The sequence below is a fragment of the Legionella nigrisilvae genome (genome assembly GCF_977063395.2).
On sequence record NZ_CDRUGZ020000022.1, the window covers coordinates 209482 to 234823 of the forward strand.

The following is a 25342-nucleotide window of genomic DNA, read 5'->3' on the forward strand; positions in this document are numbered from 1 at the left end:
GCGTTCTTATGAGCATCTTACATAGAATTCTTCCATTTTAAAATATTCTACTTGGCTCACGAAGCAAAGCTCTATTAAAATGCATTATTAATTTGATAACTCTACTTGTAATGCAGACAAGAGTCCATGGCTATCTCTATAAAATTTCTAATAAAATTGAGCTTCCCATCTCAAAAGGAATAATTAATAATAGCATGAATTATTATTAAAAATAGGATAAAAATCATGGAATTCAGCAAAATAAACCCACTTGCTTTAAGTATTTCTATTAGTATTCTATCAGCACTTGCTTCATTTTTTATGGGTTTGGCGGCTTTTGTTTTTTATACAGGTAAACCCTTTGTAGCCATGGTTGGAAGTATATATCTTTCATATACTCCTTCCGTGGCTAATGCGGGTCTAGGTGCAGGCATAGTACTTATGAACACTTTTGTTAGTAGTTATATTGCTGCTTGGGTATATAACTTTTTACTCGATTACATTAGATAAGGGTGGGTTCCTGAGTGTAATCTTGTATCCCATGATAATGGGATGCAGTATAACAGTCTTCAATGGAAATAAAATCAAACCAACAGGTTTGAAGTAGCATTAAAGTCTTGTATCCCATTTCAACATTAGTTTCAATCAATTGATCTATAAGTAACTCTAATTGTTCATGCTGATGCGATGGTTGTTTTGATTTAGGCTTTTCCTTGCACATTTTAGCAAACATAGCCTGGAACCTTTCTTCAACCATTTTAGGTACGGTCGAATTACCATCAAAAATACGATGATCAGCGCTGATTGATACAGGCAACATATCCTTAGGTACAAATGACTCAGTTTCATGTTGCCAAATAGGTCTTCGATCAACTTCCATTATAGTAAAGCGCATGGACTCAGTTTTACGAAGGGGGGCCATAGATTGGGTATAGCCAAAAACGCCAATATTACTTAACGAAATATACGGTGTTCCTGCTAGAGGATAGGGATAAGTGTTATATGCATATTCATAAACCATATCTTTCATAAGTTGCTGTACACGTGGATTTGTTTTTTCTAATTGTTCACGTTTTTTATAGCAATAAACCATCATGCCGACTATGGCGCGAATTTTTGCAGATAACTCATAAAAGCTAAGATTATGACAATTTTCGAAAACAATTGTACCTAAATGATCCCCACATCCCGGTAGCAAGACAACAAGACCGACATAAGCTTCTTTCGTTTGAAAAATTTTTCTAAAACTCAAATAATTTCTAAATGAATCCGATAAAGTCATCCAGGAACTAACTGCCTGCAACATTAAAGTAGTTAATGTCTCTGAGGCAAATTTTTTATTAAAAAAATCAAGACATGAGACATCGATACTAAACTGCCCAGTCATAGTTGGATCGCTAGGATTATCCCACTGCGTCATGAGTGCTTTGCGAATTGGAGTCATCTCAACTTCGCGATTTGACTCAGTATAATTTCGAACTCTGGGCAAAAGTTCATCTGCAAATTCCATGAAATTTTTCCAATTTTCACTGGGTTCAAGATTGACTTTATTTAGCTGCTGAGTATGTTTGTTATTCAATGATTCTTTAAAATGCATCACTCCATCAACACCCAACAAAGCACAAACAGAAGACATATATTTATATTGCATAAAAATATTGGTGATTAATTGTTCTTCCAGATAAGCAATTTTCGGTTTTATTTGCTCAACATCTGGCATGCCAATATCACGATATAAATCTGCTTCACACACATGACGATGCTCATCTTCGAGAATTGTGGTGAACACTTTTGGTGCAACACCATAGCGGTGTAAACTTTCAAAAATTTCCTCAATCCATCCTTCACCAATGAGGTTAAGCAACATAATTGCTACTTTAGGGCAGCTTTCTGCTCGAATAAAGTTGCAAATGATTTCAATATGTGGGCTGTAAGGAGGTGGCGAAGCATATGGAGCACAAAGCATGTAAACGATTTTAGTGAATACTAAGCCATGAAATATTTCGTCAAGCAATTGTTGACGCATACGCTCTCTGTATTCAACGGTTGACATTTTTGATTCAAATTTCAGGGGAATTTGAACTGCCAATACTTCGAGCTGTGCTAAAAGTGAAAACGTGTAAATATAAAATAGCTTGTCAGATTGAAGTTCAAAAGGTAAACCATCGCAAAATAACTCATCTATTCTATTTTTAATGAGTTGTTTCTCATCTGCGGTAATCTTGTTCCATCCTTCTAAAATCCATTTTTCTGCACCCCAAGATGGTCTAAGTAATTCACTAAGTTCTTCCACGATATTTACCTTAAAATCAAAGGGATTTCAGTATAGAGATAGCAAGCTTATGAGTCAATCATGCTCTCTAGCAAAACTTTTAGTAATTTAACCATGGCTTTCCTGAACAAAATATACTCAATTTTTAATCCTTCTTGCATAAAGTAAGATGCTTCACATAACAATCATAATAATGAATAATGGTACGAATTATTTGGAAAATAATAGGTAACTATATGAAATTCGGCAAAATAGATCCAATTGCTTTAGGAGTATCTCTTGGCGCTCTATCGGGAATCTCTACATTCTTCATGGGATTGATGATTTTAATTTTTAATAAAGGCAAACCCTTTACTGGGGTAATGGGGACAGTATACATGACCTATGATCTTTCCTTACTTCAATGCGTTCTTGGTGCAGTCGGAGTATTTATTAGTACATTTATTAGTAGCTTTCTAATCGCTTGGCTCTACAACACGTTAAGGACAAAGGTTTGAACTAGGACCTAAAATATTAAATTAAAAACGGGGTAAGTATCTTTAAAATTCTGGATAATTACTTCAGACATCATTAATCTATTGCATTACCCCTACCTCTAATTCATAATTTATTACCTTGCTTTTCTTATGGGTAACTATGTCAGCATCATTGATTGAAGGAAAGGTTGTCGCCTCTCTTCGTCGAGAAGAACTAAAACACCATGTGCATGATTATGTACAAAGATATCATCGCGCCCCCGGTCTTGCTGTAGTTCTCATTGGCAACGATCCTGCTTCTACTGTCTACGTTGCCAATAAGCGTAAAGCATGTTTGGAAGTAGGTATAATTTCCCATTCCTACGATCTGCCAGAAAAAACAACCCAGAAAGAACTTATCAAACTAATTGATGAATTAAACGGCTCTGATCAAATTGATGGGATCCTCATCCAGCTGCCTTTACCGAAGCATATAAACGAAAGTGTGATTATTGAACATATCAAACCAGAAAAAGATGTTGATGGCTTTCATCCTTATAATTTGGGCCGACTGGCACAACGTAACCCATTATTACGTCCATGTACGCCTCTTGGCATAATGCACCTCTTACAACATTACCAAATTGAAGTGAAAAGGAAACATGCTCTGATTATTGGTGCGTCTAATATTGTCGGACGCCCTATGAGTTTAGAATTACTCCTTGCTGGAGCGACAGTAACTATCGCCCATAAATTCACTCAAGAATTAGAAAAATTTGTGCGTATTGCTGATATTGTCATTATAGCCACAGGAAAAATGGATGTTATTGATTGTGAATGGCTTAGTAAAAAACAGATCATCATTGATGTAGGCATCCATAGACTCGCAGATGGCAGCATTAGAGGTGATATAGATTTTAAAAATGCCGTAAACAAAGTCTCATGGATAACCCCCGTACCAGGTGGCGTAGGACCAATGACCATAGTCACATTACTCGAAAATACCCTAAAAGCAGCCACATTAGTTCATCAATAGACGACTTTTCTTGTGATAATAAGATACACCGCATGTTGTTTCAAAGCGTTTTTCATTTGAGCATCAGTAAGAGAGGCTCAATTACTTATCTAAAATATCCCAGTCAAAATCTCCGCTCAACTCATCGAAATCATCTTTAAATTCCTCTTTTAAACGTTTACGCTCCAATTTCTCCTCAAGCATACGTCTAACATTTTTTCGATGAGCTGTAGATTCGATATCATCATCGTAATTATAATCAGAGAATGATTGGTCATCATAGTCTTCGTGAAGATCCATAGATTTCCCCTTTTATACTCTCTTAAAAAGAGTATAGTAGACAATTATAAAAATGTTTTAGGAACACCATGCTCAGTTATCAACACGGATATCATGCAGGAAATTTTGCGGATGTCATCAAACATATCGTTTTAACCCATCTTTTGGATTACTTAACGCGTAAAGATAAACCTCTATTTTATCTTGAAACTCATTCCGGGAAAGGGTTGTATGATTTAAAGAATAAGCAAGCTGAAAAAACTCAGGAATACAAACAAGGCATTCAATTAATTTGGCATGACCGACAATCCCTGCCCTCTGTTTTTCAAAACTATTTTCAATCGCTCAATCAAATCAACTCTACTCATTCATTGCGATATTATCCGGGTTCACCGTTCCTCGCGATTAACATGCTCCGCATGCAGGACAGGATGTATTTTTGTGAGCTTCATCCTAGAGAGTTCGAAGCTCTAAGTCAGCTTAAGTGCATGAATAAAAAAGTACATTTCAGCAATACTGACGGTATCGCAGCGATGAAAGCACTACTTCCCCCCCCAGAAAAGAGAGGATTAATTTTTATTGATCCTTCATTTGAAATAAAAGAAGAATATAAAGAGATTCCTCTTGCAATTAAACATGCTTATTCTCGTTTTGCTACAGGTGTATTTTGTCTTTGGTATCCATTGGTCGATAAAAAACTAAATGATAGACTTAATAGAGGGATGAAAGAAATCAATCCCACAAATGCGCTACGTATTGAATTCAATCTGACTTCAACACCAATGAACGGTATGGGGGGTTGTGGTCTATGGATAATTAATCCACCCTTCACTTTAGCAGAAGAAATGAAAACAGTCTTAAATACCCTTAAAACTTATTTTAATTCAGGTAGTTCCTCTTTTCTCATTGAGGCTTATTCATGAATATCTACCCTATTCCTGCTTTTTCCGATAATTACATTTGGGCAATTATTGATAAAGCTGCAGGAACATTTGATTGTGTCGATCCTGGTGATGCAGAACCAGTAGTGCAATTTGCTCATACACACCAACTGCAATTGGATTCTATTCTGCTAACTCACCATCATCATGATCATATTGGAGGAGTAAGTCAATTACTCAAAGTCTATCCCTCATGTGTTGTTTATGGTCCAAACGATCCTCGCATTCCGAATGTAAATAATAGGCTATGTGAACATCAATCCCTTCGAATCGGACAATGTTTTTTCACAATTTTATTCAATCCGGGACATACCTCAAGTCATATTAGTTATTATGAGTCAAGTAAGGGATTATTATTTTGTGGGGATACCCTTTTTTCTGCGGGCTGTGGCCGTGTTTTTGACGGAACAATGGAACAATTACATCAATCATTGCATCTTTTCAAAACCTTACCACCTACCACAAAAATATTTTGCGCCCATGAGTACACAGAACAGAATTTACGCTTCGCTCAAACAGTGGAACCTAATAACCAGGTGATTCAACAATACTTAAACAACATACATAATTCACCCCGAGCCTGCACCCTTCCATCGACATTAGAACTCGAATTATTAATTAATCCTTTTTTACGTACCGATGAACCTGAAGTACATAAATATGCACTCGCACATGGAGCAGCATCAAAAAATTCGTTTGAAATATTTAGAATCTTAAGAGAAGAAAAAAACGTATTTTAATAAACTTTGAATGGTTTATCGAGATGACAACGAAGCATGCCCTATCAATTGCTGTACTTGTAATTCTTGATCGATAGATGTGGGAGGTAATTTATTCTCCATTATTCCTTTTTCATTTTTTTGTATTTTTCCTCTAAAAAAACCTAATTTTGCCTCTCCAATACCAGAGAGTGTGCTTTCTTTCACTTCACGTACAATATTATTTGTTTTACCTGTTATTAACTGTGATTTAAGGTCTTCCTTTAAGATAAATGAAGGAACATCTTCCGAAGATAAGGAATTTTCCGATGATTTTACAAGTTCATTTTCTTGTTGTGAAAAATGATTGAGAACGGTGGGAGCGAGTATCCACGCAGCAAGAGCCAAACTTACTAATGCAATGGGAATAGAAAAATATAAAACACTATAACTTATAAATGCTGCTACTGCCAATAGAAAGACCAAGTTCTTCATGTCAAAAGGTTTAGAAGAATCTTTAACCTCTGGCTCTGGCTTTAATCCCCCTGGTTTGAACACAGGCTTCAATTTTTCAAGTTCGTCTTTAAACTTACTAAGTGTTAAATAACTTTTTTTACGTAAATTTAGTATATTTTGCTTATTTTCTTCAGCAATTCGTTCATGATTTCTTTGGTAATCCAGGAGCTCTTGAATCGTTTGTCGAGTCTCATTGGGCAGATCCTCTGGGATGGATTCTAACCATTGGGCCAATTCTACAAAGGTAGTTTTTTCCGGGAGTTTTTCCATTAATATAAAGAAATTGGGATGAGCGGCAATCCTGATTAATTTGATAAAATCAGTAAAAGAAAGGGTACTCATTTGGTTTACAAATCTTGAGTCTAACTGACTTAATCGCTGGAAACTTTCGTGATACGAGCTATTTTTAAGTACTTTTAAAATCAACTTTGAACTTGCGGCCTGTTTTAAAAACAACATTACAGTATTAACTTTCAGCAACTCATCAGGTTTATTGTTTCGATAACGTTCAAACATAGCCAGTACATCCGGAATAGCTTCCAACCATGGAATGTATTGCGGCTTTTCAATAAGCTCCAAATATTTTGATAAAGCCAACAGAAGTGCTTTATTTCTTAACAACGGGCCAAACTTATCTAATAAGAGTCCTACTGTAATATTTTTTTCTTTATCTAAAGTAGTAAGGGCATTAATTGCTTCCGATAAATCATTGCCTATGTCATCGATACCAATAAGTATTTGTGCAACCAGTGATTCTGAATTTGCAAAACTACGTTTAAGCGCTTTTTTTATCCATCCCAATATAGTGGGTATGATAAAACGTTTTATAACAAAAGACATTGGTCCTCCAATTAAAATGGAGCCCACGGAAAGTATTTGACTTACTCCTTGAAACCAATTAGTGATACTAGAAATATCTATGGTCGGAGGACTTATCTCATCCCATTTTTTTTCTCGAATTTGATTTTTAGTTACATCAAGGTACTGCTCCACATATGTTCTGATACTTACGACAGGAACTAATTTACCAATTACAGGAATGGATTGGGCAAACTCCAGCATTTCATCAATACTTTCTTTAATAACAGTAAATTGAGCGTTTATTTTTTCTGTTTCAAGAAGCTCCTTTTGATTCAATGCATGCCCCAGTGCAAACTTAAAGCTACATCTCTTTTTAAAATAAGGCTCAAACAGCTCCGCTAATTCATCCAAACTATCCAAGTGTTGTTTGGTTTGTTTATGTCCATCTAATTTCCATTTGCGGTGAAAAATTTCGGCAAAATTCCGTAATTGCCCCACTGAAGTTTTTTGCAACTTTAGTGAAAGCATTTTCAAGGATTCAAGTGGAATCGATGGTTGGACGAATTGCATCTGACTAAATTGATCTTCTGGAAGCCAATTGTCCAAGACCTGCTGGTAATCATTAATTAGTGTGAAAAGAAATTCATTGGTTGTTTCATCATCTATTTCAGAGTGTTGCTCCAATAACTTTGCATAATGTTTTTCTGCTCTCCGATTCAATGAACTCAAGGAACGCATTAATTGTTGATGATCCGCAATAGAATGCTCTTCCCCAAATTGAGATGCTAATATTTTGTCAGCAGCTTCACGTAGTTTGAGAAGATGACTCACTATACAATAACGAGACTCCTCCAATAAGCGACTTTTTGCACGCATTTTTTGTTGAGATATACTAATATCGAGTTGATGTCTTTTATAAGCAGCCGCCAAAGATTCGGCGGAGTCAGAAGGAGAACCTAGGTTCTGTGCATCAATGATCGAAATGAATTGTCCAGGTTTTCCATTACGAGCAGCTCTTCCTTGAATTTGACGCAATTCGCTCGGTGTTAAATCAGTACATGTATTGATGGCTAATAAACCATACTCATAGTCAGGATCAATATCTGCACCCCGAGCCAGGCTTTGATTTGCAGCAGTGAGAACATCATCTTTTCCAGCTGTATAAATAATGTTTTCTTCTGATTTTCCTGCATCTTCGAGGCCATGATAACTCTGAATTTTCCAGTCCGTTTGAGACATAATAAAATTCTTGAATTGCTCAGTAGCTTGCGGTGAACGCGTAATTAACAAAATAGGTTGAGTGGGATTTTGTTGTTTGTGTTGTTTAATCCATTCGAATGTTTTTTGAAGAAGTGGCTCTTTTCCAAATACCGTTATTAATCCCAAATCTGTAGACCGATCTGGGTAAAAGGAAGGATAACTGTATGCTACTAAACCCTGTTGTTCAAAAAACTCAGCACGTTCTACACAGGCTCCTGCGGTTGCAGTCAAACCAATTATAGGGCCTTCATGTAATCGATAATAGTCAAAAAAATTTTTGGAACTAGTGGCAAGGATCGTTTCTGTATTTGGTTCTATTTTGAATGGATAAGCTGGAGGTGGTTGTTTATTATTGAGTAAGGTATGCAACAACTGTTGAACATAATCAGAATAGTTTACATAGGGAGCTGGTCTTTTAGTGCTGGCAATAATTGGGGCGGCATAGAAGTATTCATTTTTGCTATCCTTCTTTTTAACAATATAATAATCTTCATTTTCTTCCAGCTCCTGAGCTATCATCGCTGATTCAATTAATATCCCTAAAATCTCATCAGAAACTTTTTGGGTAAAATCAAGAAATTCTTTACTAGGATTCTTGGCAATAAAATAATTTTTTAAATTAAGGATATCGTCCGTTTGGCTGCATGGGTTATTTAAATAGATCTCCTTTTCTTTGACAAAATCAAGGACCAATTGATTCATTTGGTGGCAAAATTTCGTATCATTAGATATAAAATCTATTGGTGCTGCCAAACGAAATTGCACTGTTGAAGTTAAGGTTGCATCAATCTCATCCCCAATTAGGGAGGGATTGGTTGGCATTGCTCTTTTCTCCAAAGCCATCCGCATACGAAATAAAGACAAATCAGATGCCGTCGAATAGTTGATCCCATTAGGGATATATTCCGAATGGGTGCTTTGCGCTGATATAATGCTCGTTCCATGAGGTATTCCCAAATACTGATAAAATGGCGCAAATTTCTCCAGAGCATTTTTAGCTAATTGCTCATTTTCGGTGACAATATCAACCGTCCGACCATTCCCACATAATAGAACAGCATGCATTGCAGCAACGATACTCTTCCCTTCTCCAGTTTTAATTTCATGTATGATGTTACCTGGATGGTGAAGATGTTTGAGAAGAGTTAATATTTGAGTATGACGAGGAAACTTGTTTGTAGTTCTATAAAGAGCTTCAGCGCTTAAAGCAATTAAGAGTAATTGGTTACGATGGACATTTAGTCCATTTTTAATTTGTTCTTGGAGTTCCTTAAATAAAAGCTGAAACTCTTTCTCAGTCAACTCATTAATAGTGACTTCTTTATTGGATCCCCGAAAATTAATTTTGATAGTCTTCTTTGCCAGAAAGGACATTAAAAATTGATAGTCATGCCATAACTCTTCTTGTTCCTGATGGCTCAATGGTAAATCGGCATCACTTTCCGGAGATTTTAATTTAATTTGGGCTATGTGTTCTCTTACTCTTTCAGAATGGTAGTCGTATCGCTCGAGATTGTGTTGATATTTTTTACGCAAAAATAATGCAATTCCTTCCTCTAAGGAAGATGTGCTCAATAATTCGACTACTTCTTCTGCATTTGCAGTTTTTAGCTGATAAAGAGATACAATCTTCTTTAAAACCTGTATGGGTTTATTATTTAACTTATGCAATTGAGTCAGTAGCGATTTATCTTTTTTCTGATAAAGGATTTGACCAAGAAGCAATAAGCAACGGATATCTTCCTCATCCTTTTGCTCAAACAATGAAGTCATTCCAGTCAATTCTTTGGAAAGACCCTGTTGAAAAAGCCATTCCAGGGCACTCAAGGCAAGTGCAGTGGATTTCACTTTTTGTGCAAATAGTATTATTTCTTTGAGTTGAGTTGTATTTAAATCAGAGTGAAACTTTAGAAATTTCCTCCCTTCTTCACTAGCAACCATAGGAAGAAGCTTTTTAAAAAGTTGCTGAGCTTCGTCCATCCCTAATGGCAATAAAATTTCCATTAGAGTGAACAGTAATTTAGGGCTTTCTGTAATCTCCATTTTGAAAAAAGTATCCAGGAGAAGACTTATTAAATCCTTTGTTTGTGGGAGTCCTTGGTAAAGTTGTGAACTATTCCTAAGAATCAGTAAGAAACTGTTGGTTAACTTATCTTTTGACGCTGGATTCTGATGTTTCGCCATCTCATTCATTACAAGTTCACTGAGAGAAAAGAAGGCTTCTTTGTTCGGGGTTTTATCAAGAAATTGATCAAAGACAAGATAAATTAAACTTCTCGAGTTCATTTGGTAAACTGAAGTAATGGAATGTAAAAACACAGCAATCTTATCAATATCCCTCAATAAAATTCCCATATCCATCTCTGGATAAAGCGTCATTAGGTAATGCCTAACAATTTTTTTATATTCTGGGGAGCTATTTAATTCATCACACCAAACATTGATGAGTGACCAGGCATTCTCACCAACATCATTTATATCAGGGAGTGACTGAATTAAATTTTCTTTTTGCGTTAATAAAAAATGCTCTATGTTGTTTCTTGAAAATTTCCTTAGGAAAATTTCGGGAATTGGTTTTGTTATCTTATGAGAAAAATTTTGCTGTTCTCGCCAGAGACACCATATGCTGACAGTTCCTTTTAGTTTGTCGGTTGTTGATTGACTTAATGAAAGAAATAAATCGTCTATGAGTGAATAAACTTTCTGAGTTGGAAATAAATGGTATAAATTTTGGTTCTTTAAAAAGAGAATTAATTGGTTTGTGAATTTTTCTTTATCAATATCCCGATAATATCCTTTCCCAGTAAACTGAATAACATAGAAGCTGAATAACAGTTCTGCAATATCCATCTCGTTCGGCTCTATCGCTTTTTGAGTCAGTGACTGGTATAGGTTTCTATAAAAACTAAGATGTTCACGTAAGTTTTGCGTACCCAAATATCGAAAGACAGCTACTTTAAGATCATCCTTCCCTCGTTGATGAGAGGACATAATTTGTAAGAGTTCATCCGGGGAAATTGAATAAGCTTTATTTTCAGGGTTGATTGCTGAGGAATAAATCTGCATTTCAGAAGATACAAGACGAAATCCATTCCATTCACAAGCATAAGGTGCATCCATGGGTAACAGGGAAATCCCTTTAATTTCTTCAATTTGTTCTTCCAACATCTGCTTTGACATGGCATGGTCAAGTAAATATTCTAAACCCGTACAAAATGTGTCGAGTTTACTTACTGGAGCAATGCATAAGCTGTGCTCATCTATTAAATTTAATGTGAGCTGGGATAATAATTTTTGTGCCTCTGTTTCTTTGTTTCCGCTATATGCTAAAAATTTTGCATATAAACGATGCCATAAGTTTTCGACCGTACGTAAATCATTCGCATCAAGTTGGAAATTATTCTGCGCTGCAAATAAACTTAAGTGCAAGCAAAATCGTTCAAAATCAGGCCACGATTCTTTTGATTTTGCTGTAGGAATTCGTGCCGCTAATCTTAAAAAAATAGATCTTAGGGGAGAGTTAAGGAGCTCTTTGAGTACTGAAGTATCAACTGCATACTGGAAATAAATTTTATAAAAATAAGCTAATAACCCTCTATCGTTTAAAAATGATAACAATTTTAATAATGAGTCCAGTCCTTTTTTGTGATTGCAAGTAAGTACATGTAATAGAATTTTTAGATTGTCTTCATTATGGGTGGGAAAACATTTTATAAAATCTTCTATTTGCTCAATTTCCTCATTACGGTTCATACAATAAAAACGTATCAAAACGAGCATTTGCTGTTCAAGAATACGAATCTCATCAGGATTGCAAGGGGGATGCGGTTTGAACAGTTTTAGCAGGGATTCAACACACTCAATGAGCTCTAGTTTTTTTCCGCTCTCTACAGAAGCCAGTTCTTCTTCACTAAGCAATATATTATATGAAAGAGAGGGTACGAAGGGTCTCGCAAGGTGCTCCTCTTGACTTGTTGTAGACATATTCCACAATTGAGAAAGAGCAAGACGGGGTATTATATGGCTTCGGTAAGAGACTAGTGTGTAATTATCAATCGTCTGCCCAAATAGATAGTAATTCTTAACTTCTCGATATTTTTCAAACAGTCCATCTCGTACTGATTCAATATTAGTGATTAACGAATTAGCTACCACAACTTCAATATTATCAACGGCATAATGAGGTAATTTAATTTTAACTAAGGAGGATGAATCATGCTTAGAGACCAATGCGGTACCAAATAATTTAGCAGCCATTTGCAAACGGAAGCCTTTATCATTGGCAAGTTGATTGTAAAATTGACTTCGGCTGTGGTGCTTAAGATAAAACTCTGTAAGACAACCGGCTTGCTTTAATAATTGTTCTTCATCAGTTACTTGCGATAAATATTTTTTGGCACAACTTTCCAATCTTTTACAAAAACTATCTAAATTAACTTTTAAATCCCACGAAGATTTTGAAGTCATTTGGGTAGAAATGGCTACATTTTGCATGGTTTGCTGGTTTAAGGTCTGCTGATGTGTCTCTTGTACTTGTTGATTAACCACTTGGGTCTGCGCAACAGATTGTTGTTGGGTTACTGATAATCGTGCTTTTGACTTGAGTTGGCTAATAGTCATTGTCTTTGATTTGCGTATATTATTGCTCACTTCTTTCGCATAAATATAAGCTCCTGGTTTTTTTTTGGCTCTACCCTCATAAACTTTATCCAACACTCGTAGCTCTTTATCAAACAACTCAGAAGATAATGCTAATGATTGGATGTTTCTGTAGGTCAAAGATAGAAGTTTGCTTGAAGAGAGGTAATATCCCGCATCTTGAGGAAGTGACTCATAGAGTGAGTTTTTTTCCTGGGATTCAGGTTTAAGTGAAAGTAGATTCGCATCGATATCATCTTTTGTTATTAAAAAGAGGTGTATCATTGAAGTACACTTGCTTTCTTTTATTAACTGAGCAATCTCTTCATAAACACTTTGTCGTATGGATTTATCTTTATATTGACTCCCTTTAAGAACAATGGTGAATTCTTGATTACCGTACGCTGTACTATTTTGAAAAAAAGGCAACAGTTCGGTAACCTGCACCGGATATGTCAGTGCAACAACTTTAGAGATGGGACGAGACGCTGATAAGTACTCATAGGAGAGAGGCATTTTGTAAGCAATAAAACAGGCAAAAGCAGAATCAAAGAAATGATAATTTTTCAGAGAGGTGGTGTAATCAATATAAGGTTTATTCCAAGTTGAGCAAAAAGGATTATTGGAGTAATAGTCAATAATGGTTTGATTTACAGAATCTTTTGTACGATCCGAGGAAATGAACGGTTTATAGCGATAAAATATCGCCTTGCCGAGTTGATAAGATAGTCGTCCCGTCATTTCTTTGTATTCGACATGGCTTCTTACACACAGATCGATACCCGGCCGAAAGTGAGAAGGTGGCTCTTCACCCTCCGGCACAAGAAATATTTCACGAAAATTTATACCAATTGTAAAACCTTCTTGGAGATAAAGATTAAATTCATCAAGAAGGATATTGATTAAAAAAGATTTATCCCGCCAATTTCCAATATCATCAAGTTCGGCAATAGTTTCTAAAGAAATATATCCTTTTCTACTTTTCCAAAATTGCTTATTGTCATTTTTTTTTATGGCTTGAGTATCTTTAGGTACTAGAGCAGAAATTTTTTCGGTAAATGGATTTTTATACCAGCTTAAAACACTTTTCAGCAAAGTAAAACTTACATCATTTATTACCCCAGACTCAGAAGAACTCCACATATATTTTGGTTTATCAGAGCCAGAAAAAAAAGAAGTAGGCTGTTTTTTTATGTAAAGAAAAGGAACAACTGAATCATGCATCCACAAATCACTTTTATTTTAATATCTAAATTTGAGTAATTATTCTAATTTGAGTATTTATGCCATGTTATAACAAGAGCTATCAATTCAAGCACTGATTATTCAATGAGCAAGGTGATATTATATTTTTCTTGAGTGTTACACAATAAAGAAGGTATTAAAATTGCAGCGAAACAGGCTCGATTGTTTCATGCATCTAAATAATTATCAAAAGGATTAGTTGCGTTCTCAGTGAAGGGTTTAATCCTGAGGTTTATTTTAGTAAACTCAGTAACCAATTTATTCATCGGTAATTATCATTGATATTTAAGCTTTTCAAAACAAAAGTTTTTTTATTCTGCCTACTCATTTTTTTTGGTATTACTAATGATACTCTAGCGTTTGCAGCGGCTGATTCATGGGAAGTGTTGCGCGCCCAATTTAGCTTAAACCATGAAACATCGCGGCCTGAAGTACAGGAGCAAATCCGTTGGTTTTTAGCTCATCCGGGCTTTCTTACTAAAGTATGTCGTCAATCTGAACCCTATCTTTATCATATTATTTATGAAGTAAAAAAGAGAAATCTCCCTGGAGAGTTGGCCCTGTTACCTATGATTGAAAGTGCTTATGACCCGTTTGCTTATTCTGTTGCAGGTGCCGCTGGACTATGGCAATTAATGCCTCAAACCGGTGCAGGCTTAGGATTAAAACAAGATTGGTGGTTTGATGCGCGACGTAGTGTTAGTTCCTCAACCGATGCTGCGCTCAACTATCTTCTCTATCTTAATAAATTCTTCAATGGTAATTGGGTATTGGCCATAGCAGCTTATGATGCAGGTGAAGGAACTATAGACCGAGCCATAAAAGCTACAGGGGGGCGCGCTTTAAGTTTTTGGGATTTGAGTGTGCCTAGAGAAACTCAAGTTTATGTTCCTCGTCTTCTCGCCTTGGCTGAACTAATTCAAAGTCCAGCACAATATAAATTGACGCTACCTGAGATACCCTACCTCCCTTACTTCGTGGAAGTAAATATTGGAAGTCCAATTGATTTAAACCATGCGGCCAAAATGGCAGGGATCAGCTATAAAGAATTAATCAAATTAAATCCTGGTTTTAACCGTTGGACTACCGATCCAAACAAACCGATTAAATTACTTATCCCTGCGGAAAAAGTGCATCAATTTAATTTTAACTTAGCTAATCTGCCTGCAGAAAAACGGGTTAGCTGGGAAAAACACATAGTACAACCCGGTGACAACTTGGATAATATCGCTGTTCGCTATCATACGACCGTGAATTTAATAAAACAATTGAATCAACTCAGGAGCAATCATGTAGCGCCCAATCAATTCCTTTTAATTCCGAGCACTCGAAACGCTCCTGTTATAGTTAGAAAAGAGCCCTCTACTCCTGTCCAACAAGTGCCGCATCAAATAGCTATGCCGCAAAATCAACGTGTAATTCACATTGTTCAAGAAAATGAGACCTATCAAACCCTGATAAAAGCTTATAACGTCAGTGCTAAAGACATTCAAATTTGGAATAAATTAGCAAACAACCAATCATTGCAAAAAGGCCAACAACTTATAATTTGGAAAAAAGTAGTCCAACCCATTCAGTACATTGTAAAAAAGGGCGATAGCCTCAGCACTATAGCTCAACAACATAGAACCAAAATAGAACGTATTATGGCATTAAACCCTGGCCTCAACCGGAATGAGCCTTTATATAGTGGACAAAAGATATTAGTGGGTTAATTAATTTATAAATTCAAAAGGAATTTATGACTTCTCATCGATATCTGTTCTTGTACTGAACTAATCGTTTTAATCAATACATAATGTCCTTCTGCTAACAATTATTTTGCATTTCTAGTATAAAGCAAGGAGGTGAGCACAAAAACTTGTGTTATACTGAAAGTAACTTATTTTATTGCATTAAATTATATGAAATTACTATTTGATTTTTTTCCTATAGTTTTATTCTTTATAGTATACAAATTTTTTGGTATCTATACTGCGACGGCTATTGCAATGATAGCCTCTGTGAGTCAGGTCGCTTTTTACAGATTAAAATTCCAGCATTATGAAAAAATGCATATTATCAGCCTTGCAATAATTATGATTTTGGGAGGAGCTACTCTCTTTTTCCATAATCCCTGGTTTATTAAGTGGAAGCCAACCGGTATTTATTGGCTCTCAGCTTTAGTCTTTTTTAGTTCAGGTTACATTGGCAGCAAACCATTGATCCAAAAAATGATGGAAGCGAATGTAACGCTACCTGGACGGATCTGGTATAGACTGAATACAGCGTGGGTATTGTTTTTTATTTTAATGGGAGCCGTAAATATTTACGTTGCCTATAATTTTAATACGGATGCCTGGGTGAACTTTAAGTTATTTGGTGGGGTTGGTTTTACTCTGCTTTTTGTACTAATTCAAGCTTTTTATCTAACAAAACACATGGATGAGACTGGCCTTGAAAAACAATAGGAGCAAGAATGAGACTATTGCTAGTAGAAGACGACGAATTACTGGGTGATGCGGTAAAAACCGGATTAACCCAATTTGGTTATATTGTCGATTGGCTTAAAGATGGGGAAGCAGCTCGAGCTGCTTTAAAATCTGAATCATTTGAGCTAATTATTCTAGATTTGGGATTACCCAAGCTATCTGGACTCGCATTATTACAAAGTATACGTCATGATGGCAATCCGACCCCGGTTATTATTTTAACTGCCCGAGAATCAGTTGAAGATCGTGTGAAAGGATTGGATAGCGGAGCAGATGATTACTTAATTAAGCCCTTCGATCTCAATGAACTTAGCGCGAGAATCAGAGCACTGGTCAGACGCTCACAAGGTCGGGCTGACTCCGTTCTGCAATACAGAAATATAACTCTGGATCCCGCAGCACACTCGGTATTCGTTGATGATGTTTTAGTTAATGTCCCACGTAGAGAATTTGCATTACTCCAGAAACTTCTGGAAAACAGCGGTCAGGTTTTATCACGCGAACAGCTCATGCAAAGTATATATGGTTGGGAAGAAGATGTAGATAGTAATGCACTGGAAGTTCATATACATAATTTACGTAAAAAACTTAATGCCAATTTTATTCGAACAATTAGAGGTGTAGGATATATGGCAGAAAAAAATGATGGTATTGCTGTATCGTGAAATCTTCTATAAGAAAGTTTCTTCTAATCAATCTATTGTTGGCCATTACTATAACGACCACATTAACTGCTATAGGTAACTATTATCTTGATCAAAAGGATATTCAAGATCACTTGGATAGTTTAATGGCCGTTTCGGCACTTTCGTATCAAGCATTACTAGGTGATGATCTCCATCAACGCCCTCTCGCGAAAATTCAAGAAGCCCTTGAAACAATTCCTCAAAAGATTGACACCTACTATCAAAAAAGATTTCTAAATGAAGAGCCCCCGGAAAATTATCTGGATAAGTTTAATTTTCAGGTTTGGACCAATGGTGGAAAACTCTTATTGCATTCCTCATCAGCCCCCAAAATTCCTTTAACTTCTGAAATTGACGGCTTTAGTGATAAAAAAATATCCACTCAAGATTGGCGTGTCTTCACTACGTACAATGATAAAGCAGGAATTCGTACGGTTCTAGCTGAGCGCTACGATACACGAAATGAACTAGGTCATAGAATTGCTCAAGATGACCTCTATATTATGCTTTTAACATTCCCATTATCTGGCTTATTAATATGGATTATTATTGGACGAGGCTTGGATAGTCTGGATAAGGTTGCAGAGGAAGTAGCTAACCGCGCCCCCAGCCATCTTGAACCGGTTGATTTGCATGAAGTTCCAGAAGAAATTAAACCCGTAATTGATGAATTAAATAAATTGTTTTTCAGGTTAAAAGAAGGATTTGAACGGGAAAAACGGTTTGCTGCAGATGCAGCGCATGAACTACGTACCCCACTTGCCGCCCTGAAAACACAAGCTCAGGTTGCGTTGCACTCTAATGATATTGAAGAAAAAAATCAGGCACTACAAAAGCTTATTGCAAGTGTTAATCGCAGTACCCACATCGTTCAACAGTTACTTACAATGAGCCGACTTGTACCAGAAGCAGCGCACATGGACGAGAAAGATGAAGTTAACTTAAGCCGATTAACTCGCGAAATACTTGCTATGCTTGCACCAGCTGCAGTAGAAAAACAAATCGATCTTGAATTTGAAAGTGACGCAGAAAATTTAACTGTTTATGGTAATTCCACTGCCTTAGGGATATTAATTCGTAACCTTGTTGATAACGCCATACGCTACTGTAATGCGCATGGAAGAATCATCGTACGTTTGGCAAAATTGAATAATGAAATAATGCTTGAGGTCTGTGATAACGGACCAGGTATTCCAGCTGAATTACAATCACGTGTGTTTGAGCGTTTTTTCCGTGTCTTAGGAAACAAAAGTCCAGGAAGTGGTCTTGGCTTAGCAATAGTCCAGCAAATTTCCGAATTGCATGGGGGAAGACTTATGCTTGACACCCCTAAAGAGGGAACAGGCTTAATTGTAAGATTCTTTATACCTGTCCAAGAAAATAAATAAGGTTTAATCGGGTGCGTATCGCATCAGAATGAATAAAATGTCGTTCCAATTCATGCAATTAGTTAGCGGGCTGCTAAAACTTGCAATGCGTCTCGGATAAGTTGCTCACAACTTTTAGAGCTATCATTGACTTTATTAACTGCTTTTAATGCTTCCTGAGGCTTATAACCCAATGCTTCTAAAGCACACACTGCCTCATCTTGACCACTCATTATAGGAATTGATTTATTTGGGGAAACCGAAGTGGATCCAGAAAACTGCTTCATGCTATCGCGCATTTCAACTACCAAACGCTCCGCGGTTTTTTTGCCTATGCCAGGTAACTTCATCAAAATGGAAGCATTTTCTTGTTGAATGCATTGAACAAACTCATGCGGAGTAATACTGGAAAGAATTGACATAGCAAGTTTTGGACCAATACCATTGACTTTAATTAACGCTCTAAATAGCTCTCTCTCTTGTCTCTCCAAAAAACCATACAAAAGCAAGGCATCTTCACGAACTACAGTGTGTATATGTAACCCGACTGAGCCATTTAAACTATCCAGCTGAAAAAAGGTATTTAATGAGGTTTCGACATCATATCCTACACCATGGACATTAAGAACCAATTTCCCTGGTTGATGTTTATCAATAATTTGTCCATCCAACCAACCAATCATCTCTTTCTTCTCCTTAATCCTCGACGTCCAATTACTGAGGACAAATTATGACGCATATGACTATGGCAAATCGCTATGGCCAATGCATCGGCAGCATCTTTCTGTGGCGCCTTATTAAGGGCAAGCAAATGCACAACCATATGACTTACTTGTGCTTTTTCTGCAGCTCCGTAACCGACCACCATTTGCTTTATTTCTCGAGCCGAATATTCACTCACTTTAACACGATGAGATGCAGCAGCAACCATAGCAACCCCACGTGCATGCCCTAATTTTAGAGCTGAGTTTGGATTTTCATGCATAAATATTTGTTCGATAGCTACTTCAGTAGGCGAGTAATGATCCATTAATTGACAAATACCATTATATATTTGCAATAATTTTTGGCTTAGCTCACCCTCCGGAGTTGTACGGATGCACCCACTATCAACGTACTCGATTTTACGGTCTGATTCTTTTATCAGACCGTAACCCGTAATCCTTGATCCGGGATCTATCCCTAAAATAATAGTCATTAGTTCATGGATTCTAAGAGTTTTGTTGAGAATTCAGCATTACTGTATACTTCTTGAACATCATCTAAGTCTTCCAACATATCGATTAATTTCAAGAGGCTTTCTGCTGATTCATCATCGATAGAAACTAAAGTTTGTGCACGCATGGTTAAATGAGATTGCTCAATATCCACACCTGCTTCTGTTAGCGCATTCAATACACTATGATACGCTTCTACAGGAGTAATTACTTCAATCTGACCCTCATCCACAGAAACATCATTGGCGCCAGCATCTAGAGCAATTTCCATAATCTGTTCTTCAGACTGTCCCGGGGCCATAAGAATCTCTCCTTGATTATTAAAGAGATAAGATACTGAACCATCGGTCCCCAAATTGCCGCCGCACTTAGTGAAAGCATGACGAACTTCGGATACAGTTCGATTTTTATTATCAGATAAACAATCCACGAGGACTGCAACTCCTCCTGGCCCATAGCCTTCATAACGCATAGCCATCATTGTTTCGCCTTCTAGTCCGCCTACACCGCGCTTGATGGCATTATCAATTGTGTCGCGCTTCATATTTGCAGCAAGCGCTTTTTTAACTGCATCCCTTAATCTTGGATTAGAAGACTCCTCTCCTCCCCCCATACGAGCCGCAACGGTAATTTCACGAATTAACTTAGTGAATATTTTTCCACGTTTTGCGTCTTGAACTCCTTTACGGAATTTAATATTTGCCCACTTACTATGACCTGCCATACACTACCTCAAAACCATATTTAATTTTGTATAAATTATACATGCTCTTTTGTTAAAAAGAATAACTTAACTTACATTTGGACTCGACATTTTTAACTTTTTTAGACTATAGTAGCCACCATCATTACGTTTTTAAGCTATCGAAAATAAATGCAGCCTGGGTGAAGCACGTGAACCCTAGGTTAACGCTAGAGTTATGTTTCCCTGGTTTCTGCTGCGCTCCACCAAGGCTACTCAATGAACCATAAATACTAAAGGAGATCACAGTGTATTTGCAGGGATTTGGTAATCATCATCAAACTGAAGCAGTTCCAGGCGCTTTACCCAGTAGCCAAAATTCACCACAACACTGTAGCTTAGGTCTTTATGCGGAACAATTAAGTGGAACTGCCTTTACTCGTCCAAGACAGAATAACTTACATAGCTGGCTTTATCGCATATTACCTTCTGTGGCTCAAGGTACTTATCAAGCCTATGAAATGGAGCTGTTTAAACCCTATTATGCGGAACAATCTCCAAATCCCTTACGGTGGTCCCCAATTGAACTATTTAATGAAGAAGATTTTGATTTTGTTGACGGCATGTTTCATCTTGCCGGAAGCCCACATGTGAATGCATACGTTTATCACTGTACTCGATCTATGCAGAATAAATACTTTGCCAATAATGACGGAGAAATGCTTTTTGTTCCTTATCTTGGGGAAGTAAACCTACACACTGAGTTTGGAAAATTAAATATATGCCCTGGCATGATAGCTGTTATCCCTCGAGGTGTTAAATTCAAAATGGAAGTCATTGGTAGCGAAACAAAGGGATATTTATGCGAAAATAGTGGTAGCCCACTTACTCTGCCGCCGTTAGGAGTTATAGGTGCAAATGGTTTAGCTAATCCACGGCATTTTCAATATCCCGTTGCAGCGTTTGAACAAGGGATTACGCAAGCAACTCTTATTTGCAAATACCAAAATAAATTATGGATAGCTAAATGTGATCACTCCCCTCTTAATGTAGTTGCCTGGCACGGTACTTATGCCCCTTATTGTTATGATCTAAGCTTGTTTAATACTATAAATACAGTAAGTTTTGACCATCCGGATCCTTCCATTTTCACCGTATTAACTTCCGAAAGTGATACACCCGGTGTAGCGAATTTAGACTTTGTCATTTTTCCTCCTCGTTGGATGGTTGCCGAACATACATTTAGACCTCCCTATTACCATCGAAATTATATGAATGAGCTCATGGGTCTTGTCCGTGGTGAATACGATGCTAAAAAGGAAGGGTTCTTGCCCGGCGGAGTAAGTATTCATAATTGCATGACACCCCATGGACCCGACCAAGTAAGTTATGAACAAGCGATAGCACAAAAATTAGAGCCTGAATTGTACTTGAATACCTTGGCTTTTATGTTTGAAACCAGAGATGCATGGAAGGTTACTGAGCTAGCAATGCGTATTCCTCAAATGCAAAAAGATTATACTGATTGCTGGAAAGGACTTAAAGCAAATTTTAAATACCCCTAATTTTGTAGCCTGGGTGAAAGGCCAAAGCCTTAACCCAGGGTAATAGTATAAACAAACTTTCACGAGGCAATTGTTTCTCAACTAAAAACTTTAAATCCTTTATTTAAAGTACAATTAAGCTGATACGTTGCAAGTTGTTTAAAATTCCCAGCGTCCATTACAGTATTTTTTATAGAAATGCTTCCATCTGAATGAATATTATATTTAACAAATTCAAAGATGGGATTACCGCGCGCAATAGGATTATCCAAAGTAAAATGCTTTATTGAAGTAGTAATTCGATCGTTATCAATAATAAGAAAAGAAGCTGGTTGTACTGAGGCGATTACAGAGTTCACTGGCATTTTTTGTGAGCTGCATTCTTGAATATTCATAACTAAAGTAATTTTTTTCCCTTGGGAGATTGTATCAGCGATATCCATAAATGTGGTTAATTGTTCTGCACGAACACTTGATGTTAAAACAACTAAAATCAATAAAATCATTTTCTTCATTACAACTACTCCTTATCTTTTTGTTATGACATAAAAAATTAGCCTGGTAAAAATGAAGCAGTTCCTTCATTTTTACCAGGCTAAAATAGTAGCTTTGAGATTTTTCATTAAAATTTAAAACAAATCTTCCTGCGTTAATCCCATTTTTTCCAATAAGCCACGCAATGTTTTCAATGCTTCAACTTGGATTTGACGAACGCGCTCTCGAGTCAAATCAATTTCTTTACCTACATCTTCAAGCGTGGCTTTTTCAAACCCTCTTAAACCAAATCTTCTTGCAATAACTTGTTGTTGATTTTCAGTCAGCTTATCCAATAAAGATTCTATATGTAAACGTAAATTTTCGTTAGTTAGAAGCTCTGCGGGATTCACGCTGTTTTCATCAGCAATAGTATCCAATAATGATTTATTTTCATCAAAGCCAATGGGTGTATCAACAGAAGTTACTTTATCATTTAAACCCAACAGCTTTTGTACATCTTCCAATGGTTTATCTACCATTTCTGCAATTTCTTCAGGTGAGGGTTCATGATCTAGTTTTTGCGTGAGCTGTCTTGCAGCCCTAAGATATACATTCAATTCTTTTACCACGTGTATGGGTAAACGGATTGTGCGCGTCTGATTCATAATAGCACGCTCAATGGTTTGTCTAATCCACCATGTAGCATAAGTTGAAAATCGAAAACCACGTTTAGGATCAAACTTCTCGACTGATTTCATTAGGCCTAAATTTCCCTCTTCAATTAAATCAAGAAGAGGTAGACCCCGGTTAAGATAGCGACGTGAAATTTTAACTACGAGACGCAAATTGGATTCGATCATCTTTTTACGAGCAGCAACATCTCCTTTTAAAGCAAGAGTTGCATAATGCACCTCTTCTTCGGCGCTGAGCAAAGGAGAAAATCCAATTTCACTTAAATAAAGCTGGGTCGCATCCATCATTTTTTGTGCATTTTTGCCCCGAAATGAAGGGAACGCGATATCATCTGAAAAATCAGGAAACTCGGAGACTTCTTCTTCGCCTTTTTCAATAAGCGAATCAATGTCCTCCTCTATTAAGAGCGATTCATCGTCTGGTTCAGACCAATCTTCATCCTTAAGTTCCGGTTCTTTAATTGACTCATCGTCCTCGTGCATTGTTTTTCACCTATAGTGTTTCGTTATGTTGAAATATTTAATCCATAACTACATTATACTTCATAAAAATATCATTGTTGCTATAACTATAAGTTATCTGTCAACCTTTTGGTAGATAATTCAAAGGATTGACGGGTACACCCGACCTTCTGATTTCAAAATGTACACCTGTATACTTGCGATCTATAACACCCGCTATTGCAATAATTTGTCCTGCTCTTACATGTTGTCCTTCAGAAACCATAATTCGTGAGTTATTACCATACGCAGTTAAATATCCCTGATTATGTTTAATAATAATCAAATTACCATAACCAGCTAAACCACTTCCAGCATAAGCGACCACACCACTCGCCGCAGCAATTACTCGCTCACCTTTTTTACATGCAATATTTATGCCTTTCTTACCTTGCTCAGGAACAAATGATGCAACAACACGTCCGCTCACAGGCCAAATCCAACCCGAAGCAGAGCGAGCATATCGATTTGCGGGAGAATAAATTACAGCAGGCCGTGCTGGTGTTTTGGGTGCAATATAATAGTTTCTCTTTTGAGTTGGCCGACGGGCCATTTGTCTATGTCTTGGAGTAATGCCTCGCAAATTAATGACTTGCCCTACTCTCAAAGAATAAGGGGGATTAATACGATTCAAGCGAGCTAGAGTTATATAATCAGTATCATAGCGAAATGCAATAGAAAACAGGGTGTCTCCCCGTTTCACGACATACACTTTTTGATGGCGCCAATATGGATTCCATCTAGATTCCATAACGGGAGCTAAATTATTTCCGCAACCTACTAAAGTTATAATGAGGAAAAGACATAAAAATCTTTTGCAAAATGTGACTATCATTTATTACCTCAAGCAAATTGAATGTTGATCCCATCGAGCCAGTTAGCTAATTGATCGAACAATTTGTAATTCGTCATATCCAAATGAAGTGGGGTAATTGAAACATACCCTTCGCTTATTGCATAAAAATCAGTTCCAGGTCCGGCATCAGCTTCCGCCCCAGGCAAACCTATCCAATAGATTGGGCGTCCTCTGGGATCCTGATCTTTTACTACAGGCTCAGCGCCATGTCTCGTTCCCAAACGAGTTACTTGCATCCCTTTAATTTTGTCCAAGGGCAGATTAGGAACATTAACATTTAAAATGGTTTGGGAAGGCAAGCGATGTTTACTTAACTTCATCACCAACTGTTTCGCAATTGTCGCTGCCGTATCATAATGCTGGATATTCTCCCCTACCATGGATATCGCCAGGGCAGGCAATCCTAGATAACGACCTTCCATGGCTGCAGCTACTGTGCCTGAATAAAGAATATCATCGCCTAAGTTAGCCCCATCATTAATCCCAGAAACAACCATATCGAACTCAGTATCCAAAAAACCAGTTACTGCTAGGTGCACACAGTCAGTTGGGGTTCCTTCAACACTATAATAGCCATTATCCAATTTTTTGACTTTGATTGGACGTGACAAAGTTAAAGAATTACTCGCGCCACTTCTGTTTCTATCTGGAGCAACTACTTCAATTGATACGAAAGTCGATAGTTCATTGGCTAGTTTATTAATTCCAGGTGCATAAACCCCATCATCATTACTTATTAGTACTTTCATT

At 36.9% G+C, this 25342-nt stretch carries 20 protein-coding genes; 10 read left to right on the forward strand and 10 right to left on the reverse strand.

What is annotated here, in order from left to right:
* Positions 1 to 225 precede the first annotated feature (225 nt).
* The gene (locus tag ACWTE2_RS14090) at positions 226 to 489 is read left to right on the forward strand and encodes a hypothetical protein (protein WP_182393310.1); all 264 of its coding nucleotides are present in this window, start codon (positions 226 to 228) and stop codon (positions 487 to 489) included.
* On the opposite strand, the gene ACWTE2_RS14095 is transcribed toward ACWTE2_RS14090, so the two are convergent.
* Positions 482 to 2272 (reverse strand): 2-oxo acid dehydrogenase subunit E2, encoded by a 1791-nt coding sequence (locus ACWTE2_RS14095; protein WP_454785841.1) that lies wholly within the window; start codon positions 2270 to 2272, stop codon positions 482 to 484. The genes ACWTE2_RS14090 and ACWTE2_RS14095 overlap by 8 nt on opposite strands.
* Before the next feature lie 215 nt (positions 2273 to 2487).
* Here ACWTE2_RS14095 and ACWTE2_RS14100 point away from each other — a divergent pair, with 215 nt between their 5' ends.
* Together ACWTE2_RS14100 and folD are read left to right on the forward strand one after the other, a co-directional pair.
* Positions 2488 to 2748: a hypothetical protein gene (locus ACWTE2_RS14100; protein ID WP_182393308.1), complete on the forward strand. Its 261-nt coding sequence runs from the start codon at positions 2488 to 2490 to the stop codon at positions 2746 to 2748.
* Positions 2749 to 2887: 139 nt separating this feature from the next.
* Positions 2888 to 3742 (forward strand): bifunctional methylenetetrahydrofolate dehydrogenase/methenyltetrahydrofolate cyclohydrolase FolD, encoded by an 855-nt coding sequence (gene folD / locus ACWTE2_RS14105; RefSeq protein WP_454785842.1) that lies wholly within the window; start codon positions 2888 to 2890, stop codon positions 3740 to 3742.
* An 81-nt stretch (positions 3743 to 3823) separates the two neighbouring features.
* Here folD and ACWTE2_RS14110 read toward each other — a convergent pair whose 3' ends face one another.
* Positions 3824 to 4021 (reverse strand): PA3496 family putative envelope integrity protein, encoded by a 198-nt coding sequence (locus ACWTE2_RS14110; protein WP_182393306.1) that lies wholly within the window; start codon positions 4019 to 4021, stop codon positions 3824 to 3826.
* Positions 4022 to 4089: 68 nt separating this feature from the next.
* Between ACWTE2_RS14110 and ACWTE2_RS14115 the strand changes: the two genes are divergently transcribed.
* Positions 4090 to 4923, forward strand: a complete 834-nt coding sequence (locus ACWTE2_RS14115) for a 23S rRNA (adenine(2030)-N(6))-methyltransferase RlmJ (protein WP_182393305.1) — start codon at positions 4090 to 4092, stop codon at positions 4921 to 4923.
* Positions 4920 to 5681 carry a hydroxyacylglutathione hydrolase gene (gene gloB, locus ACWTE2_RS14120; protein WP_454785843.1) on the forward strand — a complete coding sequence of 254 codons (762 nt, stop codon included), beginning with the start codon at positions 4920 to 4922 and terminating at the stop codon, positions 5679 to 5681. Before ACWTE2_RS14115 ends, gloB begins: the two co-directional genes overlap by 4 nt.
* Before the next feature lie 15 nt (positions 5682 to 5696).
* Here the strand turns inward: gloB and ACWTE2_RS14125 are convergent, their stop codons facing one another.
* Positions 5697 to 14078: a preprotein translocase subunit SecA gene (locus tag ACWTE2_RS14125; protein ID WP_454785844.1), complete on the reverse strand. Its 8382-nt coding sequence runs from the start codon at positions 14076 to 14078 to the stop codon at positions 5697 to 5699.
* Positions 14079 to 14380: 302 nt separating this feature from the next.
* Here ACWTE2_RS14125 and ACWTE2_RS14130 point away from each other — a divergent pair, with 302 nt between their 5' ends.
* The 4 genes from ACWTE2_RS14130 (at position 14381) to ACWTE2_RS14145 (ending at position 18644) form a co-directional block, all read left to right on the forward strand.
* Positions 14381 to 15814, forward strand: a complete 1434-nt coding sequence (locus ACWTE2_RS14130) for a lytic transglycosylase (RefSeq protein ID WP_454785989.1) — start codon at positions 14381 to 14383, stop codon at positions 15812 to 15814.
* Positions 15815 to 16003: 189 nt separating this feature from the next.
* Positions 16004 to 16549, forward strand: a complete 546-nt coding sequence (locus ACWTE2_RS14135; protein WP_182393636.1) for a septation protein A — start codon at positions 16004 to 16006, stop codon at positions 16547 to 16549.
* 8 nt (positions 16550 to 16557) lie between these two features.
* On the forward strand, positions 16558 to 17235 hold the full coding sequence (locus ACWTE2_RS14140) for a response regulator (RefSeq protein WP_182393300.1): 678 nt from the start codon (positions 16558 to 16560) through the stop codon (positions 17233 to 17235).
* Positions 17232 to 18644, forward strand: coding sequence for an ATP-binding protein (locus ACWTE2_RS14145; RefSeq protein WP_454785845.1), 1413 nt, complete (start codon positions 17232 to 17234; stop codon positions 18642 to 18644). Before ACWTE2_RS14140 ends, ACWTE2_RS14145 begins: the two co-directional genes overlap by 4 nt.
* Before the next feature lie 62 nt (positions 18645 to 18706).
* Here ACWTE2_RS14145 and ruvA read toward each other — a convergent pair whose 3' ends face one another.
* From ruvA to ACWTE2_RS14160, 3 genes are read right to left on the reverse strand one after another with little or no spacing between them, the layout of a single operon-like run.
* A complete protein-coding gene (gene ruvA / locus ACWTE2_RS14150; RefSeq protein ID WP_182393298.1) occupies positions 18707 to 19306 on the reverse strand; it encodes a Holliday junction branch migration protein RuvA in 600 nt (199 codons plus the stop codon).
* Positions 19303 to 19821: a crossover junction endodeoxyribonuclease RuvC gene (ruvC, locus tag ACWTE2_RS14155; protein ID WP_182393297.1), complete on the reverse strand. Its 519-nt coding sequence runs from the start codon at positions 19819 to 19821 to the stop codon at positions 19303 to 19305. Before ruvC ends, ruvA begins: the two co-directional genes overlap by 4 nt.
* A complete protein-coding gene (locus ACWTE2_RS14160) occupies positions 19821 to 20564 on the reverse strand; it encodes a YebC/PmpR family DNA-binding transcriptional regulator (protein ID WP_454785846.1) in 744 nt (247 codons plus the stop codon). Before ACWTE2_RS14160 ends, ruvC begins: the two co-directional genes overlap by 1 nt.
* A 266-nt stretch (positions 20565 to 20830) precedes the next feature.
* Between ACWTE2_RS14160 and hmgA the strand changes: the two genes are divergently transcribed.
* The gene (gene hmgA / locus ACWTE2_RS14165) at positions 20831 to 22087 is read left to right on the forward strand and encodes a homogentisate 1,2-dioxygenase (protein WP_454785847.1); all 1257 of its coding nucleotides are present in this window, start codon (positions 20831 to 20833) and stop codon (positions 22085 to 22087) included.
* A gap of 77 nt (positions 22088 to 22164) precedes the next feature.
* On the opposite strand, the gene ACWTE2_RS14170 is transcribed toward hmgA, so the two are convergent.
* The 4 genes from ACWTE2_RS14170 to surE all read right to left on the reverse strand — a co-directional run bounded on the left by ACWTE2_RS14170 (position 22165) and on the right by surE (position 25341).
* Positions 22165 to 22581: a VirK family protein gene (locus tag ACWTE2_RS14170; protein ID WP_454785848.1), complete on the reverse strand. Its 417-nt coding sequence runs from the start codon at positions 22579 to 22581 to the stop codon at positions 22165 to 22167.
* A 114-nt stretch (positions 22582 to 22695) separates the two neighbouring features.
* Entirely contained in the window at positions 22696 to 23718 is a 1023-nt protein-coding gene (gene rpoS, locus ACWTE2_RS14175) for an RNA polymerase sigma factor RpoS (RefSeq protein WP_454785849.1), read from the reverse strand.
* Positions 23719 to 23818: 100 nt separating this feature from the next.
* Positions 23819 to 24571 (reverse strand): peptidoglycan DD-metalloendopeptidase family protein, encoded by a 753-nt coding sequence (locus tag ACWTE2_RS14180; RefSeq protein WP_454785850.1) that lies wholly within the window; start codon positions 24569 to 24571, stop codon positions 23819 to 23821.
* A gap of 8 nt (positions 24572 to 24579) precedes the next feature.
* A complete protein-coding gene (surE, locus tag ACWTE2_RS14185; protein ID WP_182393291.1) occupies positions 24580 to 25341 on the reverse strand; it encodes a 5'/3'-nucleotidase SurE in 762 nt (253 codons plus the stop codon).
* Position 25342 lies beyond the last annotated feature (1 nt).

Coding starts and splice junctions, on each gene's coding strand:
- ACWTE2_RS14090 (WP_182393310.1), top strand. CDS start 226: ATGGAATTCAGCAAAATAAACCCACTTGCTTTAAGTATTTCTATTAGT.
- ACWTE2_RS14100 (WP_182393308.1), top strand. CDS start 2,488: ATGAAATTCGGCAAAATAGATCCAATTGCTTTAGGAGTATCTCTTGGC.
- folD (WP_454785842.1), top strand. CDS start 2,888: ATGTCAGCATCATTGATTGAAGGAAAGGTTGTCGCCTCTCTTCGTCGA.
- ACWTE2_RS14110 (WP_182393306.1), bottom strand. CDS start 4,021: ATGGATCTTCACGAAGACTATGATGACCAATCATTCTCTGATTATAAT.
- ACWTE2_RS14115 (WP_182393305.1), top strand. CDS start 4,090: ATGCTCAGTTATCAACACGGATATCATGCAGGAAATTTTGCGGATGTC.
- gloB (WP_454785843.1), top strand. CDS start 4,920: ATGAATATCTACCCTATTCCTGCTTTTTCCGATAATTACATTTGGGCA.
- ACWTE2_RS14125 (WP_454785844.1), bottom strand. CDS start 14,078: ATGCATGATTCAGTTGTTCCTTTTCTTTACATAAAAAAACAGCCTACT.
- ACWTE2_RS14135 (WP_182393636.1), top strand. CDS start 16,004: ATGAAATTACTATTTGATTTTTTTCCTATAGTTTTATTCTTTATAGTA.
- ACWTE2_RS14140 (WP_182393300.1), top strand. CDS start 16,558: ATGAGACTATTGCTAGTAGAAGACGACGAATTACTGGGTGATGCGGTA.
- ruvA (WP_182393298.1), bottom strand. CDS start 19,306: ATGATTGGTTGGTTGGATGGACAAATTATTGATAAACATCAACCAGGG.
- ruvC (WP_182393297.1), bottom strand. CDS start 19,821: ATGACTATTATTTTAGGGATAGATCCCGGATCAAGGATTACGGGTTAC.
- ACWTE2_RS14160 (WP_454785846.1), bottom strand. CDS start 20,564: ATGGCAGGTCATAGTAAGTGGGCAAATATTAAATTCCGTAAAGGAGTT.
- ACWTE2_RS14170 (WP_454785848.1), bottom strand. CDS start 22,581: ATGAAGAAAATGATTTTATTGATTTTAGTTGTTTTAACATCAAGTGTT.
- rpoS (WP_454785849.1), bottom strand. CDS start 23,718: ATGCACGAGGACGATGAGTCAATTAAAGAACCGGAACTTAAGGATGAA.
- ACWTE2_RS14180 (WP_454785850.1), bottom strand. CDS start 24,571: ATGATAGTCACATTTTGCAAAAGATTTTTATGTCTTTTCCTCATTATA.
- surE (WP_182393291.1), bottom strand. CDS start 25,341: ATGAAAGTACTAATAAGTAATGATGATGGGGTTTATGCACCTGGAATT.